Origin of the sequence: Campylobacter sp. IFREMER_LSEM_CL2151, from assembly GCF_025771725.1 — a bacterium.
In the GTDB taxonomy this organism is placed as follows: domain Bacteria; phylum Campylobacterota; class Campylobacteria; order Campylobacterales; family Campylobacteraceae; genus Campylobacter_D; species Campylobacter_D lari_C.
Window position 1 is genome coordinate 197,505 of record NZ_JAKMQT010000002.1, and the last position, 18,945, is coordinate 216,449.

The 18,945-nt window shown below is 30.9% G+C and carries 16 protein-coding genes and 2 pseudogenes; 5 read left to right on the top strand and 13 right to left on the bottom strand.

The features are described from left to right. Positions 1–7: 7 nt before the first annotated feature. The 3 genes and pseudogenes from L8V82_RS07775 to L8V82_RS02805 all read right to left on the bottom strand — a co-directional run. Positions 8–400: pseudogene (locus tag L8V82_RS07775) on the bottom strand (methyl-accepting chemotaxis protein); the annotation flags it as partial. 861 nt (positions 401–1,261) lie between these two features. Beyond that, positions 1,262–1,987: pseudogene (locus L8V82_RS07780) on the bottom strand (PDC sensor domain-containing protein); the annotation flags it as partial. Positions 1,988–2,063: 76 nt separating this feature from the next. Then, positions 2,064–2,534, bottom strand: a complete 471-nt coding sequence (locus L8V82_RS02805; RefSeq protein WP_263723932.1) for a low molecular weight protein-tyrosine-phosphatase — start codon at positions 2,532–2,534, stop codon at positions 2,064–2,066. 203 nt (positions 2,535–2,737) lie between these two features. Between L8V82_RS02805 and thiD the strand changes: the two genes are divergently transcribed. Genes thiD through L8V82_RS02825 form a run of 4 tightly spaced genes read left to right on the top strand, consistent with a single transcriptional unit; the run spans position 2,738 to position 5,586 of the window. After that, positions 2,738–3,550: a bifunctional hydroxymethylpyrimidine kinase/phosphomethylpyrimidine kinase gene (gene thiD / locus L8V82_RS02810; protein WP_412175308.1), complete on the top strand. Its 813-nt coding sequence runs from the start codon at positions 2,738–2,740 to the stop codon at positions 3,548–3,550. Positions 3,551–3,552: 2 nt separating this feature from the next. Next, positions 3,553–4,335 carry a hydroxyethylthiazole kinase gene (gene thiM, locus L8V82_RS02815; protein WP_263723933.1) on the top strand — a complete coding sequence of 261 codons (783 nt, stop codon included), beginning with the start codon at positions 3,553–3,555 and terminating at the stop codon, positions 4,333–4,335. Further along, on the top strand, positions 4,322–4,948 hold the full coding sequence (gene thiE / locus L8V82_RS02820; RefSeq protein ID WP_263723934.1) for a thiamine phosphate synthase: 627 nt from the start codon (positions 4,322–4,324) through the stop codon (positions 4,946–4,948). Before thiM ends, thiE begins: the two co-directional genes overlap by 14 nt. After that, entirely contained in the window at positions 4,945–5,586 is a 642-nt protein-coding gene (locus tag L8V82_RS02825; RefSeq protein ID WP_318529667.1) for a uroporphyrinogen-III synthase, read from the top strand. The genes thiE and L8V82_RS02825 overlap by 4 nt, the downstream gene beginning before the upstream one ends. Here the strand turns inward: L8V82_RS02825 and L8V82_RS02830 are convergent. Next, positions 5,567–6,895 carry an MATE family efflux transporter gene (locus L8V82_RS02830; protein WP_318529668.1) on the bottom strand — a complete coding sequence of 443 codons (1,329 nt, stop codon included), beginning with the start codon at positions 6,893–6,895 and terminating at the stop codon, positions 5,567–5,569. The genes L8V82_RS02825 and L8V82_RS02830 overlap by 20 nt on opposite strands. Before the next feature lie 275 nt (positions 6,896–7,170). Between L8V82_RS02830 and L8V82_RS02835 the strand changes: the two genes are divergently transcribed. Further along, positions 7,171–7,791, top strand: a complete 621-nt coding sequence (locus tag L8V82_RS02835) for a hypothetical protein (RefSeq protein ID WP_263723937.1) — start codon at positions 7,171–7,173, stop codon at positions 7,789–7,791. A 29-nt stretch (positions 7,792–7,820) separates the two neighbouring features. Here the strand turns inward: L8V82_RS02835 and lepA are convergent, their stop codons facing one another. From lepA to L8V82_RS02880, 9 genes are read right to left on the bottom strand one after another with little or no spacing between them, the layout of a single operon-like run. Continuing rightward, the gene (gene lepA / locus L8V82_RS02840) at positions 7,821–9,611 is read right to left on the bottom strand and encodes a translation elongation factor 4 (RefSeq protein WP_039628652.1); all 1,791 of its coding nucleotides are present in this window, start codon (positions 9,609–9,611) and stop codon (positions 7,821–7,823) included. Between the two features lie 9 nt (positions 9,612–9,620). After that, complete coding sequence (locus tag L8V82_RS02845) at positions 9,621–10,046, bottom strand: hypothetical protein (RefSeq protein WP_263723938.1); 426 nt, start codon at positions 10,044–10,046, stop codon at positions 9,621–9,623. Positions 10,047–10,058: 12 nt separating this feature from the next. Beyond that, positions 10,059–13,289 (bottom strand): c-type cytochrome biogenesis protein CcsB, encoded by a 3,231-nt coding sequence (gene ccsB, locus L8V82_RS02850; RefSeq protein ID WP_263723939.1) that lies wholly within the window; start codon positions 13,287–13,289, stop codon positions 10,059–10,061. Between the two features lie 3 nt (positions 13,290–13,292). Further along, positions 13,293–13,988, bottom strand: a complete 696-nt coding sequence (locus L8V82_RS02855) for a high-affinity branched-chain amino acid transporter, ATP-binding protein (protein WP_039618807.1) — start codon at positions 13,986–13,988, stop codon at positions 13,293–13,295. Then, positions 13,975–14,745 (bottom strand): ABC transporter ATP-binding protein, encoded by a 771-nt coding sequence (locus tag L8V82_RS02860; protein ID WP_263683264.1) that lies wholly within the window; start codon positions 14,743–14,745, stop codon positions 13,975–13,977. Before L8V82_RS02860 ends, L8V82_RS02855 begins: the two co-directional genes overlap by 14 nt. Next, positions 14,742–15,773, bottom strand: a complete 1,032-nt coding sequence (locus L8V82_RS02865; protein ID WP_039619660.1) for a branched-chain amino acid ABC transporter permease — start codon at positions 15,771–15,773, stop codon at positions 14,742–14,744. Before L8V82_RS02865 ends, L8V82_RS02860 begins: the two co-directional genes overlap by 4 nt. A 1-nt stretch (position 15,774) precedes the next feature. Then, on the bottom strand, positions 15,775–16,671 hold the full coding sequence (locus L8V82_RS02870; RefSeq protein WP_039628648.1) for a branched-chain amino acid ABC transporter permease: 897 nt from the start codon (positions 16,669–16,671) through the stop codon (positions 15,775–15,777). A gap of 21 nt (positions 16,672–16,692) precedes the next feature. Beyond that, a complete protein-coding gene (locus L8V82_RS02875) occupies positions 16,693–17,808 on the bottom strand; it encodes an ABC transporter substrate-binding protein (protein ID WP_263723940.1) in 1,116 nt (371 codons plus the stop codon). An 11-nt stretch (positions 17,809–17,819) separates the two neighbouring features. Continuing rightward, positions 17,820–18,932 carry an ABC transporter substrate-binding protein gene (locus tag L8V82_RS02880; protein WP_263723941.1) on the bottom strand — a complete coding sequence of 371 codons (1,113 nt, stop codon included), beginning with the start codon at positions 18,930–18,932 and terminating at the stop codon, positions 17,820–17,822. Positions 18,933–18,945: the final 13 nt, after the last annotated feature.

Below are 18,945 nucleotides of genomic sequence, written 5' to 3' on the forward strand. Positions count from 1 at the left end.
ACTTCTTTTAGAATTTTTTCTTTCTAGCATCTTCTAAGATATCATTAGCTATTTGGTTTACATTGTCTGCAACCACCGCACTATCTTTTGCTATCTTTAAGTTCTCTTGGGTTACATGATCAATTTGAGCTACAGCATCATTAATTTGAGTAATACCTGTAGTTTGTTCTTTAATACTCTCACCCATTTCATTAATAGATTGAACTAAGATATTAGTATTAGCTTCAATCTCACCTAAAGACTTTTGAGTTCTTTCAGCTAAGTTTCTAACTTCATCAGCAACAACAGCAAAGCCACGTCCGTGTTCTCCTGCACGTGCTGCTTCAATAGCTGCATTTAATGCAAGCAAGTTAATTTGATCTGCAATATCACCTATTATAGAAGTAACATTTTTAATCTCTTCACTTTGAGCAATTACTTCACTAGTTTTATGCGATACATTTTGCATAGAAGAAGTAATCTCTTCTAATGCTGCTGCTGTTTCTTCTAAAGAAGAAGCTTGGCTTGATGAAGAATCAGTTAAGTTCTTAACAGCACTTTGTAATTTACCACTCTCATCTGCTAATAAAGAAGCAAATTCAGATGATTGTCTTAACATAGCTACTATTTCTTGACCTAATACATTAGTAGTTACTTCAACTCCACCTTTAGCATTTTTAACTTCTGTTGTAAAGTCTAATGCTTTATAGCTATCAAATACTCTATTAATTTCATTCATATTAGAACCAACCTTTTGTTCCAATACGCTAAGCATTTCGTTAAGATAATTTTTAAGTTCAAGTAATTGAGGGTGTGCAGGAATTGCTGTTATTCTGGCTGTTAGATTACCACCTTCTACTTCTCTAACAGTTTCTACTGATTGTTCTACTGCTTTAGCATCTTGTTCTAATGCATTTTTAGTTTTAGTGATGTTTTCATTAATGGCTTTTGCAATAGCACCAAGCTCATCATTTGTTTTAACATTTATCATAGCTGAATCTTTGGTTTTATGATTGATAAAATCAAAGAAAGAGTTAAGGCCATTTTGTATAGCTTGTAAAGGTGATAAATAATAAGAAATAATAAAGTAAAGTAAAATAATACTAGCAATACTTGTAAAAATAACTATAGTGGTTTGAATATAAGCAATTTTTAAAGCAGGGGCTTCAATAACTTCTATATTTTCACCTGCACATGTTGTATAGCCATCAATTTTTACACAAATACCAAATCTATCTTGACCATTTTGTGTGATATAGTTAAAGATATTATAATCTCCAGCTTTTTCATAAGCTTTAGCTACTGTAATAATATCTGGATTTTGCTCTCCACTAACTAATGTTTTATCAGTTGATGCAAATACAGTATAAGCATGATCAAATACAAAAGTTCTTCCTGGTAATTCACTAAATTCGGTTTGTAAGTCTTTTACTAAAACATCAATGGCTAATATACCTATAAATTTACCATCTTTAACTAAAGGCATAGCATAGGTAAAACACGGCAATCCTGTTGTTGCGTCAATATATGCAGCTGTGATATATAGACCATTTTTCTTTCTAGCTTCTATATAAAATTCTCTTGTTGTTGCATCGTAATTATCTGCTTTTCCATAAATTCCATAATCTAAACCTTTGCTATCGCTATCTGGATCACTTACTATCAATTCGCCATTTGGTTGAGCTATATAAACAGCTAAATAGCTATTCATATCTCTAACAGCTTTAAGTAAATTACCTGTATTTTGCATAAGTTTATCTTGGGTATTGAGTGCATCATATGGAAGTTTTAAGATAGCTTGAGAAAGTTTTTCTAAAGAATGAACATTAAGATTTTTAAAATCCCTCATTGATTTTTCAGCTGCTCTTACATAATTGGTTTCAGCTTTAACCACCTCATAATTTAAAGCTTTTTTTGTGAAAATAAAGCTAATTATGCCAAGTACTATAAGACATACAATGGCTATAATGTTTGCAATTAATGAAATTTTTAGTTTGATACTTTTCATTAAAAAACTCCTTTTGTGTTATAGTAAGACTTAAGTGAGTTTATTATAGCACTAAAATTTAAAAAAGAACCAAATATTATTTAAATGATAAATTTTTATAAAGCGTATTTAAAAGATTAGAGCATGCTTTTGAAAGTATAGTATAAGTCTCATCAAAATCTCCGCTATACCAAGGATCAGGAACTTCATCATATCCTAATTCTAAAGCAAAAGAAGTGATTTTGTGAATTTTGTGTTTAAAATTTGGAAAATTTTTAACTACATCATTATAATTAGAATTATCCATAACGATAATAAGATCATTTTCTTCGCACATTTTTAAGCTCAACTTTTGACTGCAAAATGGCTTAGAATTGATATTTTTACTATTTAGCATGGCTTTGGTTTTATAATGCATATCCTCTCCATCATGATAACCTGAAGTGCCTGCACTAGAAACAATAAATTTATCATTTAAATTTGCTTTTATTAAAAGATCTTTCATAATAAATTCAGCCATAGGAGAACGACAAATATTCCCTAAGCAAACAAAAATAATCTTAGTCATTTTTTCCTCAAAAATTGTGTAGTTTTTTCAAAATTATAGCAGTATTTTAAAATATTTTTTAAGATTAATTAAAACTAAGATATAATTTTTCATTAATGGGGAGCTTTTGCTGAGAGGAAGTTAGACTTCGACCCTTGAGAAGTTTGGTAATGCGAACTTTGAATTCTTGCAAAAACTTTCCTTTTTTATAAAAAAGGATAAAAATGATACAAGCAAAAACAAAAACTAAAATTCCTATCTTAACTATAGCTGGGAGTGATTGTAGTGGTGGAGCTGGCATACAAGCTGATTTAAAAACTTTTAGTGCGCATAATTTATTTGGTATGAGTGTAGTTTTAAGCGTTGTGGCTGAAAATACTGCAAGAGTGATTTCTTGCTTTGATATACCCACTAAGATAATAGATGAGCAAATGTTAGCAGTTTATGAAGACATAGAGCCAGCTGCTGTGAAAATTGGAATGTTAGGTTCAAAAGAAATTATAACTTGTGTAAAAGAAAATTTATTGCGCTTTAAAGCCAAAAATGTAGTGATTGATCCTGTGATGTTTGCAAAAAATGGCTATGCATTAATGCCTTTAGAAAATTGTCAGTTTTTTAAAGATGAAATTTTATCTTTAGCTGATGTACTTACGCCAAATATACCTGAGGCTGAGTTTTTGTGTGATTTTAAAATACTTAATGAAGAGGATATGAAAAAAGCTGCTGTAAAGCTTTTCAAAGAAGGTGCAAAAAGTGTTTTGATTAAAGGTGGGCATAGTAAAGATAATACTAATGATGTTTTTTATGATGGAAAGGAATTTAGTATTTTTAAAGCAGAAAAAATTAATACAAAAAACACACATGGCACAGGTTGTACATTAAGTTCAGCTATAGCTAGTAATCTTGCCTTAGGTAAAGAAAAACATGAAGCCATAAAGCTTGCTAAAGATTATGTATATGGAGCTATTTTAAATTCTTTAGCACTTGGAAAAGGTTGTGGTCCGACTAATCATTTTTTTCAATATGATAAGGAATAAAAATGATTATCAAAGCAGTAAGAGAAAAAAATCCTTTGATTCATCATATTACTAATTATGTTACAGTTAATGATTGTGCGAATGTAACTATAGCAATGGGTGCAAGCGCTGCTATGGCTGATTTTTATGAAGAACAAGCTGATTTTGCTAAGATAAGCTCAGCTTTAGTGTTAAATACAGGCACTATTAATCAGCTTGTAGCAAATTCTATGCTAAAAGCAACCAAAGAATATGCTTTATTAAATAAACCTATAGTTTTTGATCCTGTTGCTTTGGGTGTGAGTAAGGCAAGAGATGGGATTAATTTTGAATTGCTTAATCTAAAAGGCATTAGTATTGTTAAAGCAAATGCGTCTGAAATGGCTAGTGTTATAGGTTTAGATGGTAAAGCAAGAGGGGTTGATAGTACTTTTGTGATTAGTGATGAGTTTTTAGAAAAAGCCAAAGAATACTCTTATAAAACTAAGCGTGTTTTAGCTATAACTGGAAAAATTGATTATATTATAAATCAAGAGCGTATTGCAAAAGTTTATAATGGCTCAATCATGGCTACTAAAATAACTGGAGCAGGTTGTATGTGTGCTTCTTTGTGTGGAGTTTTTGCAGGAGCATTAGAAGATAAATTTCAGGCTAGTTTATATGCTTTACTTAGTTTTAGTGTAGCTAGTGAAATCGCTCAAGAGTTTTCTAGTGGAAGTGGTAGTTTTAGAGTGAATTTAATCGATGCTTTAAGTAATTTAAATGATGAAGAAATTAAAAAAAGAGCTAAATATGAAATCATTTAAAATTTATCTTGTTGCAAGCAAGGGTGAGAAAAGTGAAAGCGAGTTTTTAAATATTTTAGAAGCTTCTTTGAAAGCTAAGATTGATATTTTACAACTTAGGGAAAAAAATCTTAGTGCTTTAGAATTTTATAATCTTGCTTTAAAAGTTAAAGCCTTATGTGAAAAATACAATACGCCTTTTGTGATAAATGATAGAATCGATATAGCCATGGCTGTTAATGCAAATGGAGTGCATATAGGTCAAAAGGATATGCCTTTAAAAAAAGCAAGAGAACTTTTAGGTGAAGATAAAATCATAGGACTTACAATCAATCATAAAAGTGAGCTTGCTAATACTCAAGGCGCTACTTATCTTGGAGTAGGGGCTGTTTTTGCTACGCCTAGTAAGCAAGATTGTATTGTGCTTGGTGTAGATGGATTAAAAGAAATTACTAGCTTGAGTTCTTTACCTATTGTGGCTATAGGTGGGATAGATGAAACTAATTTAAATTTGCTTAAAGATTGCAATATACAAGGTATAGCTGTGGTTAGAGCGATAATGCAAGCAAATGATCCTTATATGGCAACTTTAAATTTAAGATCAAATTTTGATAAAACTTTTATGGGAAAATAATGATTTATTTTATAGGGGATAAAGAATTTGATGGCGTTAAGACTATAAGATTAAATGAAATTAAATTTCTTGATTTTGAAGTTAATTTAAAAGAATTTGATTGTTTAATCATTAGCTCTAAGAATGCATTAAAAGCATTAATGTCAAGTAAAAGCAAAATTGATTTTAATATTAGACTTTATGCAGTGGGAGAAAAAAGTGCTGATTTTGCAAAAGAGCTTGGTTTTAAAAATGTAAAATATCCTAGCAAGGCTTATGGTAAAAATTTAGCTAGTGAATTTTTATCTGAGTTTAAAAATAAAAAATGTATTTATTTAAGAGCTAAGAAAATTAGCTCAGGACTTGATGAGTATTTGTTAAAAGAAAATATCTTTTTAAAACAATTAATTGTTTATGAAAATATAGCCATAGAGCCTAAAAAAGATGAATTAAAAATATATCATCCAAGTATTTTTATCTTTAGCGCTCCATCAAGCATAGAACAATTTTTGAAATTTTTTACATTAGAAAAAGAAGATAAAGTTGTAGTTATAGGTCAAAGTACGGCTTTAAAACTTCATAATTTTAAAAATTTGCATATATGTAAAGAGCAAGATCTAAACTCTTGCTTGAAATTAGCTAAGAGTTTAGATTTTTAAAAGTTTTGTATAATAAAAATGAAGCAATAAAAATCATACAAATATCCCCCACTAAAGTAGCTAGCCAAACTCCATTTACTCCTAAAAACTGCGTTAGTATAAATAAAGATAAAAATGGAAAAATAAGACTTTGGGTAATAGAAATTCCTAAAGAAAGCAAGGGCTTATCAAGTGCTGTGAAAAATGAAGCGCAAAGTTTTCCAAACCAAGAAAATAAAAATGAAAAAGAAAAAAATACTAAAGCATTTTGTGCTATATGGATAAAATCTTGATTATTATCTTTATTAAAAATATCTGCTATAAGAGTGTTAAATAAATAAACAAATAAAAATGCCATCGTGCTTACACCCCAAGAAGCAAAAAACATTCTTTTAAAAATAGCTTGAATTCTTGCGATATTTTTGTGTCCATAATTATAACTTAACGCAGGTTGCATAGCATCACACATGGCTAAAACTAGCATAAAAACAAAAGTGCTAAGATATAAAATCACTGAAAATGCTGCAACAGCTGTATTTCCAGAAAGTTCAAGTAAAAAAGCATTAGCTAAGATAGTATAAAAAGAGCTAGAAATATTAGAAAAAAATTCAGATGAGCCATTATAGAGTATATTTTTTAGTATTTGTAGTTTAATTATTGGCTTTTTAAATTTTAAAACTAAATCTTTAAAAACAAAAGGTAATATCCCTAAAACGCTTCCTAAAAACATCCCTATACAAGTTGCTAAAGCTGCTGAAAAAAGTCCCCAATCAAAAACCACTATAAAAAGCCAATCAAGAAAAATATTACTCAAAGCAGTAACTACATTAACCATCATACTATAAAAAGTTTTTCCACAGATTCTAAGATAATTATCCATGGCAAAAGCTAGCATAGTAAAGGGAGCAAAAATAGCAAAAATTTGCATATATTCAGTAGATAAGCTTTGAATATTCTCATCAGCTCCCATAAAAGCACTTAATGCTTTTGCTAAGAAAAATCCTAAAATTCCCATTAAACAAGAAATTGCAAAAATAAGAACTATACAAAAAGAAAAAATAGCTCTTGCTTTTTCAACTTTTCCTTTACCTAGATTAATTGCTATTTGCACTGATGAACCTATGGCTATCATATCAGCTAAAGCAAAGCTTATCATGATAAAAGGCATCATTAAATTCATAGCAGCAAGCGCATCTGAACCCAAATATCTTCCAACAAAAATTCCATCAATAATCACATAAAGATAAATAAAAGCCATACTCGCCATATTTGGCAAAGCGCATTTTATAAAAAGTGTAGTAGGATTTAATGTAGTGTAAAAATTATGTATTGACATAGCTTTTCCTTATTAAAAATTATTTTACTAATATGGTTATATATAGATAAAATAAATTTAATAAAGAGATTCTATACCTTCTATAATATCTTTAAAATACGGATCAACAATGGTTATGAAAAAATCTTTAAAAAACATTTATATCACCTAAATTTTAAAAATATAGTAAATGTTTGTTATTGTATTCTAAGTGTAATTATAAATTTCTTAATGTAAATTTTAATTTTTTTTAGACGATTTTTATAAACCCACAAAAAAAAGGAGCAAGGATGCAAATAAATTCGTATTCACGTGTGGCAGTGGAGTCGCAAGTTAGCAATAGGAAGGCTAATTTGAATACAAAACTTGAAGATGCCAATACTAAAAGTGCTAATAGCACAAAAGATATTGACGAGGATAAGCTTAGTAAGCTTGCTAGCATAGGCGGAAAAGGTATAACAGAACTTTATGCTATGAGCTTTATGCAACAAGCATTTAGCATGAGCTCCTCTAATGGTTTAACTCAAGCTGGGATTTTTCAAGGAGCTCAGTCTAAGGATTCTTTAACAGCTATTTTATCAAATGTAGATTTTAAAGCTATAGGATATGAAGGCAAAGATATACTTAGTTTAAATGCTGATGAGGCAAAAGAGCTTATTGGGGAAGATGGGTATTTTGGTGTAGCAAAAACATCTCAAAGATTGGCTGATTTTGTTATTAATGGGGCTGGTGAAGACATGGAAAAACTTCAAAAAGGTTTAGAAGGTCTAAAAGCAGGATTTGCGCAAGCGGAAAAAATGTGGGGTGGCAAACTTCCTGATATCAGCTATGAAACAATTGATAAAGCTATTGAAACAGTAACTCAAAAAATCAATGAAATGGGTGGAAATTCTTTAGATATCAATGCATAAATTTATATCCCTAGTTCTAAACTAGGGATTTAGTCTATTTTTAAAACACTTAAAAATGCTTCTTGAGGTAAATGTACTTTACCGATAGCTTTCATTCTTTTTTTACCTTCTTTTTGTTTTTCAAGAAGCTTTCTTTTTCTAGTAATATCCCCGCCATAGCATTTTGCGGTTACATTTTTACCCATGGATTTTACATTTTCTCTTGCAATGATTTTATTTCCAATGCTTGCTTGGATGGCGACTTCAAAAAGCTGTCTTGGGACGATTTCTTTCATCGCTTTTACTAGCTCCCTGCCTTTGCTTAGCGCTTTTTCATTTGGCACTATAATGCTTAGTGCATCGACATTTTCACCAGCTACTTTAATATCAAGTTTTACAAGATCACCCACTCTAAATTCAATAGGCTCATAATCAAAACTAGCATAGCCTTTAGTGAGTGATTTGAGTTTATCGTAAAAGTCCATAACGATTTCATTTAAAGGTATATCATACTCAAGTAAAACACGCTCAGGGGTAATATAATCCATCTTAACTTGCATACCGCGTTTGCGATTTAAAAGAGTGATTAAATTTCCTAAATACTCACTTGGAGTTATAATGGTTGCTTTTACATAAGGCTCTTTTATGTGATCGATTTTATTTACCGGAGGTAGTTCGCTTGGATTTTGAATTTTTAAAACTTCTCCATCAGTTTGATAAATTTCATAAGTAACAGTTGGAGCAGTAGCAATCAAATCAAGGTTAAACTCACGCTCAAGCCTTTCTTTAATAACCTCCATATGCAAAAGACCTAAAAAACCAACCCTAAAACCAAACCCTAAAGCTAGCGATGTTTCAGGTTCATAGGTAATAGAACTATCATTGAGTTTTAATTTGTCTAAAGCATCTCTTAAATCTTCAAATTTATCCGTTTCTATAGGGTATAATCCTGCAAAAACAAAAGCTTTAGCTTTTTCAAAACCACCAATGGCTTCTTTTGCTTTGTTTTTGGTAAGCGTTATAGTATCGCCCACTTGAACATCAGCAACATTTTTAAGTCCAAGCACGATAACACCTACTTCACCTGATTCTAATTTTTTGGTTTTTATAGGGCTTAATGGGTGAGGGTAAAAAAGATCTTGCACAAGATGTTTTTTATCTGTACTCATAACTAAAACTTCATCATTTTTAGCTATATTTCCCTCATAAATTCTAACTAAAGCTAAAGCTCCAAGATAATTATCAAACCAAGAATCATAAATTAAAGCTTTAGTAGGTGCTTCATCATCGGTTTTTGGTGCAGGAATTTTTGTGATGATGGTTTCTATGAGTTCTTTTATACCTACACCTGTTTTTGCGCTAACACAAATTGCATTAGAGCAATCAATTCCTATAATATGTTCTATTTCGTGCTTAACCTTTTCTATATCAGCTGAAGGAAGATCGATTTTATTAATCACTGGTATGATTTCAAGATCATTTTCTAAAGCTATATAAACATTGGCTATAGTTTGAGCTTCTACTCCTTGTGAAGCATCAACGACAAGTAAAGCTCCTTCACAACTTGCTAAAGAACGACTTACTTCATAGGAAAAATCAACATGGCCTGGAGTGTCTATCAAATTTAATACATATTCTTCATTGTTGAATTTATAATTTAAACGCACAGATTGAGCTTTTATAGTTATACCACGCTCTTTTTCTATATCCATAGTATCCATTACTTGGGCGCTCATTTGTCTGTCACTAATTGCACCACATTCACTAATAATTCTATCAGCTAGTGTACTTTTTCCATGATCAATATGAGCTATGATAGAGAAATTTCTAATATTTTTCATCAAAAAACCTTAAGATTGTCTCATTTTTCTTTTTGCTAGACCTATTTGCTCATAAGCATCTATTTCTTTTTTTAAAGCTTTATAACGCTTTTTTAGTTCGTTATTTAAAAAAGAAATATTTTTAGGAGTAGCATTAGCATTAGCTGAAATAGCACTAATGAAATCAAGTTTTCTTTTAGTGGCGCTATCTTTTGGATTAGAGCCAAATTTTTGTGAATTTAAAAATTGCAAGATTAAAGCTTGAATTTCTTGAGAATTTTTTGCATCATTAGCTTTAGATATAAAATCTTCTATATTGCTTATTTTTGGAGCTTTGGTTGCATTAGATTTGTTAGGTTGTTTATCTTTGTGGGTAAAAAATAAAACCAAAAGAATACCAAGTATGATAACAATAACTAAAGCTACAATTAAAAATATAAAAAGAGAATTATTCATTTATAAACTTTCCTATAATTTTTTTGCATAAGTTCTTTTGAAATAACTTACTATGCTTAGTACCACCATAAATAAAAAGCCCCAATATACATAATCAGGAATTTTTACTGAATCTCCTGCTGCATAAGAGTGCATACCGGTTAAAAAGTAATTTACTCCAAAATAAGTCATAATAATTACCCAGTATGCAAACATAGAGCAAACTGCAAAAGTGTATTGATTTGCCCATTTTGGTACCATTCTAATGTGTAAAATAGCTGCATAGACTAAAATACTAATTAAAGCCCAAGTTTCCTTAGAATCCCAACTCCAATATCTTCCCCAACTTTCATTTGCCCATATAGCACCTAAGAAATTTCCAACTGTAAGCAAGCAAAGTCCTAAAATCATAGCCATTTCATTAATTCTTGTTGCTTCTGTAATATTTCTTAAAATATTTTCATTATGTTTACCATTGATTTTTAGCATACATAATAAAACAAGTACAAATATACCTAATAATGCGCATAGTCCTAAAAATCCATAGCTAGCAGTAATAACTGAAACATGTATAGTTAGCCAGTATGATTGTAACACAGGAACTAAGTTGGTAATTTGTGGATCCATTTGACTAAGATGAGCTACACCTAAAGTAACTCCTGCTAAAATAGAAGTTAAAGAAAGTGCAATAGGGCTTTTTCTAGAAAAGAAAATTCCAGATAATGATAAAGCCCAAGCTATATAAACCATGCTCTCATAGGCATTACTCCATGGCGCGCGACCTGCTATATACCAACGCAAAGCTAAGCCTAGAGTATGGATGAAAAATGCTACAATGTTAAATATATAAACACATTTAAAGATAAAATCAATGCGAATTTTTGGCAATAGCATCTTAACAAAAACTATAATCAAAAGTAAAAATCCAGCACATAAATAAAGCGGAGCAAGATTTACAAAAATTTGACTTTTATTGAAAAAGATTTCTGTGCTAATTTTTTTAGCACTTGGCATAACTTCATGGCCATATTTTTCTTGATAGTTTTTGATGATATTTAAGTTTTTAGTTGCTTCATCCCAGTTATTGTGTGCAATAGAGTTACTAACTGCATTAAAATAGTTTTCTAAAATACTTTTAACTTCTGCGCCTTCTGCGCCTTTTAAACCTATATAAGCTTCACGTGGTGCTACCCATTGATTGTTGGTGCTATTTTGCAAAGGAATAAATCTAAAAATATCGCCTGAGAAGATTAAATTTACAATATTAACCCTTTCATCAAGCTTGATGATTTCTTTATCAAAAACACTTCTGCGGTTTGGATTTTTTCTATTAGCATTTTCTACATATTTTTGTAGTTTATAAGCATCTGTAGTGAAAAAATCTTTAAAACTAGTATAAGCTCTAGGTTTAATACCTAAAATTTTAGAAATTTCTTCATTAACCAAGCGACTTGTCGGCATAAATATAATATCTTTATCATACCATGCACTACCATCAAAAATCATTGATATGATTGTTGCTTCAGCGCTTTGTCCTTGAAAGGTTGTGTTTTTGTATATTTTTTCTAAAACTTCCATGGCTAAAGTATTAAAAGGCACCATTCTGCCATCAGGTTTTTGCACTACTAAAGAAGCAAGTTCTTTTGCATGCGCTTCATCTACCTTGATAGGTTCATTTGCGTAAGTATTTTGCCCTGCAAATAAAACTAATATAAAAGCCAAAATAGCACTTGTTTTTTTTAGGGTGTCTTGGTTGATTAATTTAGCTAAGGTTCTAAATCTTGAATGAGGATTTAAAATATTTAAAAACATTCCTAATGTGAGTAAAAAATATCCTATATATGTAGGAATTTTACCCGGATCTTTATTAACTGAAAGTATGGTACCAAGCTCATCTTGATCGTATGAGCTTTGATAAAATCTATAACCTTGATAATCTAAAACATTATTCATGAAAATTTTATATTCTAGTTTCTTATCAGCATTGTCAATTTCTACATAACTTGCATAAGACATAGGCGACATCGAACCAGGATAACGCTCTAATTCAAAGTCTTTTAAGTACATTTCAAATGGCATTTCTATTCCTTTAGGACCCCATCTTAAAAAGAAAGGTTGGCCTGCTACATCAATGCGAATAGGTGAGTTATATTCTACTAGGAAAACTTCTTTGGATTCTCCTTTGTAGCTTAGTTTTAATTTTAAAGCATTAATAGCATTTTCTGAAAGTTGAGTTGGCATATATTTAGTGCTTTGTGCAAAATCTTTGAAATTGTTTAATAAAGAATTATTCCAGTATTTTGCCTCGCCAAATAAAGAAATCAAAGCATTGCGTCCTAGCTCTATCCAACTATTTTTAAACCAAGTAAAAAAGCTTTCATCTTGAGCTTGATTGATACCTTCTAAAGTTTTTTTACCATGCAAGGAAGCAAATTTAACCACTAAATTAATATCATTAAAAGAATACAATCTTAAATCTTTAGCTTGTGCTTTTTGATTTGCTTTTAAAATATTTTCTTTTCCATCACTCATTGACATGTATTTTAAATCAAAATCAGCACTAAGTTTTAAGTCTTTATCGATTTTTATATAAGGACTTGGAACAGAGTCATTTAAAAACGCTATATTAACACCGTTGATATTTTCAATATCTCCTGCTTGAAAAAGCAATTCTTTAGACTCGTTATTTTGTGAAAGCATTAAAGATAAAAGTGGAGCAGAATTGTTATCATCAATATAAATTTCTTTTGCATCTAAGATTAAATTTTCATATGCAATTTGGGCTTTTTCATCAGGCAAGATTAAATCAAATGAAAAATCATTTACAAAAGGTAGGGTTGCTATGTATTCAGATTTTGAAGCACTATATACTTTATCATCTTTTAAGGTTGCTATGTAAATATAACTTTTTGAAGTTTCAATGATGTTGTTTTTTTCATTTTCTCTAATGTGTAAATTTCCTTCAAATCCCATATATCTAGTCATAGCTGAGCCTAGTAATATAAATAAAAATGAGATATGAAAGATTAAAAGTGGTATTTTTTTCTTATTAAACATTTTGTATTTAAAAAGAGCCGCTAAAAGATTGATTCCTAGTATGAGTTGTATAAAACCAAACCAAGAAGAGCCATAGATCATCGCCCATGCCGTTGGCGTATTATAAGCGCTTTCTATGAAAGTGGCTAGGGCGCAAAATAGGGCAAAAATTAAAAACAAAAAAATAGAAATTTTTATATCCCCAAAAGCTAAAAGTTGTTTTTTCATGAATTAAGCTCCAAGGTATTTTTTTCTAATCTCATCATTACCGATAAGATCTTTTGCAGGTGCATGCATAGCGATTTTGCCATTTTCTAAAACGTAAGCATAGTCGCTGATTTTTAAAGCTGAAAATGCATTTTGTTCTACTAATAAAATAGTAATTCCTTCTTCTTTTAATTTAACTATAATATCAAAAACTTCTCCAACTATTTTTGGAGCAAGACCTAATGAGGGCTCATCGAGCATTAAAAGTTTTGGCTCACTCATGAGTGCCCTTGAGATAGCTAGCATTTGAGCTTCCCCACCGCTTAGAGTTCCTGCAAGGGCATTTTTTTTATCTTTTAATCTTGGGAAAAGTCTATACATTTGATTTTTTAAATGCTCGTAATTTTCTGCATTATTAAAAGCACCAATTTTTAAATTTTCTTCTATAGTGAGATTGATAAAAACCCTTCTTCCCTCAGGTACTAAGGCGATACCTTTTTGAACTAGAGTGTGCGGTAAGTGTCTTTGAGTATCATAGCCTAAAAAGGTTACCTCGCCGGTTTTTTTAACACAATTTAGCATAGCATTAAGTGTTGAGGTTTTTCCTGCGCCATTTGAGCCTATTAAGCTAACTATACTTCCTGTTTTTATAGTAAAATCAATACCTTTAACAGCCTCTATTAAGCCATAATAAACATGTAAATCTTTAACTACTAGCATTAAAATCTCCCAAATACGCACTAATTACTTCAGGGTTTTGTACCGCATCGTTTGGTTTTCCCTCAAAAATAGTCTTACCATAATCAAGCACCATAACCCTATCGCAAAGTTTATTTACAAATTTCATATCATGCTCGATAAGTAAAACACTAATTTTTTTGTTATCTCTTATGTTAAAAATTAACTCAGCTAAATCATCACTTTCTGTAGAATTCATACCTGCTGCAGGCTCATCTAGCAATAAAAGCTTAGGATTTGTTGCTAAAGCTCTTGCTATTTCAACTTTTCTTTGCTGACCATAGCTTAAACTAGTAGCTTTTTCATCAGCCAAATGAGCAATATTGAGTTGTTCTAAAATTTCATAAGCTGCTTTTTTTGCATTTTTTTCTGCTTTGGAAAATCTTCCAAGGTGCAAAAAAGCTTCAAAAATATTATATTTAATACTCTTATCAAAGCCAATCAATACATTTTCTAAAACACTCATGCTTGAAAAAAGTCTGATGTTTTGAAATGTTCTTGCTATACCTAGATGAACTATTTTGTGTGGTTTTAAATGATCAATTTTTTTTCCTAGAAAAAAGACTTCCCCGCTACTTGGTTTATAATTTCCTGTAATAATATTAAATAGCGTGGTTTTTCCTGCGCCATTTGGGCCTATAAGTCCAAAAATTTCACTTTCTTTAATAGCAAAAGAAGTGTTTGCTATAGCGCTAACTCCACCAAAATTTTTATGAATTTCTTTAAGTTCTAAAATCATTTTTTCTTCCTTTTAGAAAACTTAAATAAAATATCCGTTAGTTCTTTATCACCCATTATCCCTCTTCTTGCAAAAAGCATTACTAAAATCAATATAACAGAAAATACAACCATTCTAAGACCAGGCATAGCAGGAGTTTCATAGCCAAAAATATTCATACTTTCATCTAAAAATCTTAAATATTCGCTTCCACCTATTACCAAAATAGCTCCGATGATAGCACCAGTAGTTGAACCTAAACCACCTAAAACAATGATGATTAAAAGTTGGAAAGTGAATAAAAAGTCAAATTGTTCAGGTGAAACTGAAGCTAGTGCACAAGCAAGCAAGCCTCCACCGACACCTTCTAAAAACGCTGAAGTGCTAAAGGCTAAGGTTTTGATATTAAAGGTATTTATACCCATTGCTAATGCTGCATCCTCATCATCTCTTACAGCTTTCATGGCTCTACCAAATTTTGAACTGACAATATTTAAGATGATAATAACAGAAAATATAGCTATCCCACCACTCCAGTATAAAGTAGTGTGTTTAGGAATGTCATTTAAACCTAAAGAACCATTTGTAACAGAAGCAAAGTTAATCGCCATAAGTTTGATGATAATACCAAAACCTAGTGTTACAATAGCTAAATAATCCCCTCTAACTCTAAATACCGCAAAAGCTAAAACTAAAGATAAAAGCATAGCACAAAGTCCAGCAGCAAGTAAAGCTACAATAAAACTTGGTGAATGAATCATCAAAATAAAACTACTTGGATCTTCTAAAGAAAACTGGTCGATTTTGCTTTCACTTGTAAGTAAAACTAAAGCTGCAACATAGGCTCCTATAGCTACAAAGCCATTTGGTTCTAGTGAAAATTGCCCTGTAACCCCGTTGATAAGATTATAGCTTACTGCTAAGATAACAAAAATAGCAATATTGCTTAAAATTCCTATTTTATAATCATTGAAAAAATAAGGAGATATAAAAAGAAAAGCAAGTGCTATGATAAAAAAACTTAAATGTGTAATTTTTCTTGCAACCATCTTAAAACCTACTTTTTTCAAAATTAATACCTAAAATTCCGGTTGGTTTAAAAAGCAAAATCAATACTAAAAAGATAAACGCAAAAGCATCTTTAAAACCAGAAAGATCAGGGAAAATAGCAACTACAACAACTTCTGTAAATCCTATAATCAAGCCACCTAAAACCGCTCCAGCAACCGAACCAATACCACCTAAAACAGCAGCGCCAAATGCCTTAAGTCCTATAAGAGTTCCCATACTAGGTTCAACAGAAGGATAACTAACAGCCCAAAAAATACCACCAATAGCGGCTAAAGCTGAGCCTAGTGCAAACACAATAGCAATAATACGATTTGCGTCAATTCCCATTAAATTTACAGTATGAATATCAAAAGCCAAAGCTCTAATAGCAATGCCGTATTTGCTTTTATAAAGTATGAATAAAACCACTAATAATATAAAAAATGTCAAAATAGGCACTAAGATACTATTAATGCTAATGCTAATATTATTAAAATTAATCACTGTTTCAAGATAGCTTGGCACAGGAAAATATTTTGGCGTTGAACCAAATAAGACATTAAATACATTTTGTATTAAAAAGCTTATACCTATGGCTGTGATAAGTAAAGAAATTCTAGGTGCTTTTCTTAAAGGTTTATAAGCTACTCTATCAATAGCTATACCTAAAGCTGCTGCAAATAACATAGCCAAAGAAAGAGCGCCTAAAAAAGGCACATTCATACTTGTAACACAAAATAAAGCCGAGTATGCACCTACCATCATGATATCACCATGTGCAAAATTAATCAATCTTAAAACACCATAGACCATTGTATAGCCTATAGCAATAAGTGCATACATGCTACCTAAGCTAAAACCGTTTATAATTTGCTGTAAAATTAAAGAACTATCCATTGAACCTCTTAAAATTTTTATTTACGGAAGAATCGTATCTTTATAAATTTGCTTTTGATTTTCTATTGATTTTATAACAATTGAACGCGTAGCATTGCCTGTTTTATCAATGCTAATTACTCCACTAACACCTTCAAATTTTGAAGTAGTGTGGATATTGTTATTGATACATTCACTGTTAAAATCATTAATACATTTTTGCATAGCTTCAAAAATCACAAAATACGCATCTGCACCCATAGCTGTGAAATTTGGAACTTCTTTACTTTGTTTTTCTTTTTCATAAGCTAATATAAAGTCTTTCGAAAGTTGCGTTGGGGGATTGTGATAATCAAAGCTATCGGTAAATAAATATCCTTCAGCTGCTTCTTGAGCTAGATTAATAAAAGTTTCATCAGCTACTCCATCTGCTGAACCCATAGGGATATTTATACCCATTGCTTTTGCTTGACGTGCAAACAAAGAAGCCTCAGTATAATATACTGGAAGATAAACAAAATCAGGTTTTAAATTTTTAATTTGTGAAAGAATAGCCTTGAAGTCTTTATCACCTGCTGTAATTCTAAATTTATCTAAAATTTTTCCACCTTGTTTGCTAAATTCTTTTTCAAAGGCTCTAGTTAAACCTAAAGAATAATCAGCGCTTTGATCGCTAATTATCACAGCTTTGGTATAATTTAGCTTATTTTTTACATAATTAGCTAAAGATGAGCCTTGAAAACTATCCATAAAACAAACTCTGCTAGCGTATAATTTTTTATTTAAAATTTTATCAGCAGTAGCTGCAGGAGCAACCACTGGGATCTTTTTTTCCTCGCCAATTCTTATCACTTGCAAAGTATTAGCTGTTAGCATTTCTCCAATTAGTGCATAAGCTTTGTTTTGTGAAACTAATCTTGTACTAGCATTTGCACTTTCTATTTTATCGCCTTTTGTATCAACTACTACTAAATTTACTTTATCTCCATTGCTTAAAGTGTTTTTCATAGAATTTGCAATTTTCACTCCATCTAAAGCACTTTGTCCATAAGCTGCAGTAGAGCCTGTTAGAGGTAAAACTACGCCAATGTTAATTTCTTTTGCTTGTATGATATTACTAGCTATGATAGACAATATAGCTATGCTAATTTTTTTCATAGTTTAACCTTTCAAGGATTGATAATAGTTTTATAAACTTGTTTTTGTTCTTGTATTTCTTTTATAACTACAGAACGACTTGCATTACCACTAGCGTCTATGCTTATAACGCCACCTACGCCTTCAAAATTATTTGTTGAATGAATTTTTTCATTAATGCATTGTGCGTTAAGACTATTCGTACATTCATTCATGGCATTTACCATTACATAATACGCATCAGCTCCCATAGCAGAAAATGCTGGAAGTTCTTTTGTGCCATGATCTTTTTCATAAGCTTCAATAAATTTTTTAGAAAGGGTTGTTGGAGGATTGTTATAATCAAAGCTATCGGTAAAGATTACTCCATTTACAGCATCACCACCAAGTTCGATAAAGGTTTTATTATTTACTCCATCGCCTGCACTTAAAAGCTTGTTAAAGCCAACTGCTTTTGCTTGTCTTGCTATTAAAGCAGCTTCTGGGTGGTAAATTGGCATATAAACAAAATCAGGGTTGATGCTTTTAAGTTGTGAAACAATAGCTTTAAAGTCCTTATCGCCTGAAGAAATGGTTAATTTTTTAAGTACTTTTCCACCATTTTGTTTAAATTCTTTTTCAAAAGCTCTTGCTAAACCTAATGAATATACATTGCTTTGATCAACTATTACAACCACGCTTTTTAAATTTAAATCTTTATAGGCATAGTTAGCAAATTTATCTCCTTGAAAACTATCCATAAAGCAAACTCTGCTAGCATAGTTTTTTTTATCTAAAAGCTTATCACCTGAAGCAACCGGAGCTATAGCAGGAATTTTTCTTTCTTCAGCTATAGATAAAACTTGCATAGTATTTGGTGTAACAGCCTCACCTATAAGGCCTAAAACTTTATCTTGAGAGATAAGTCTAGTAGTGGCATTTGCTGCTTCTATTTTATCACCTTTTGTGTCAATAGCTATGATTTTAACACTATCTCCATTTTTTAAATTTGGATTTAAAGCATTAGCTAGTTTAATGCCCTCATATACATCATTGCCATAAGCTGCCAAAGTACCAGTAAGTGGTAAAACAATACCTATTTTTACTTCTGCGGCGTAAATTGAACTAGCACAAAGTAAGCTAGCTAGCAGTAGATTTTTTTTCATGAAAACTCCTTTT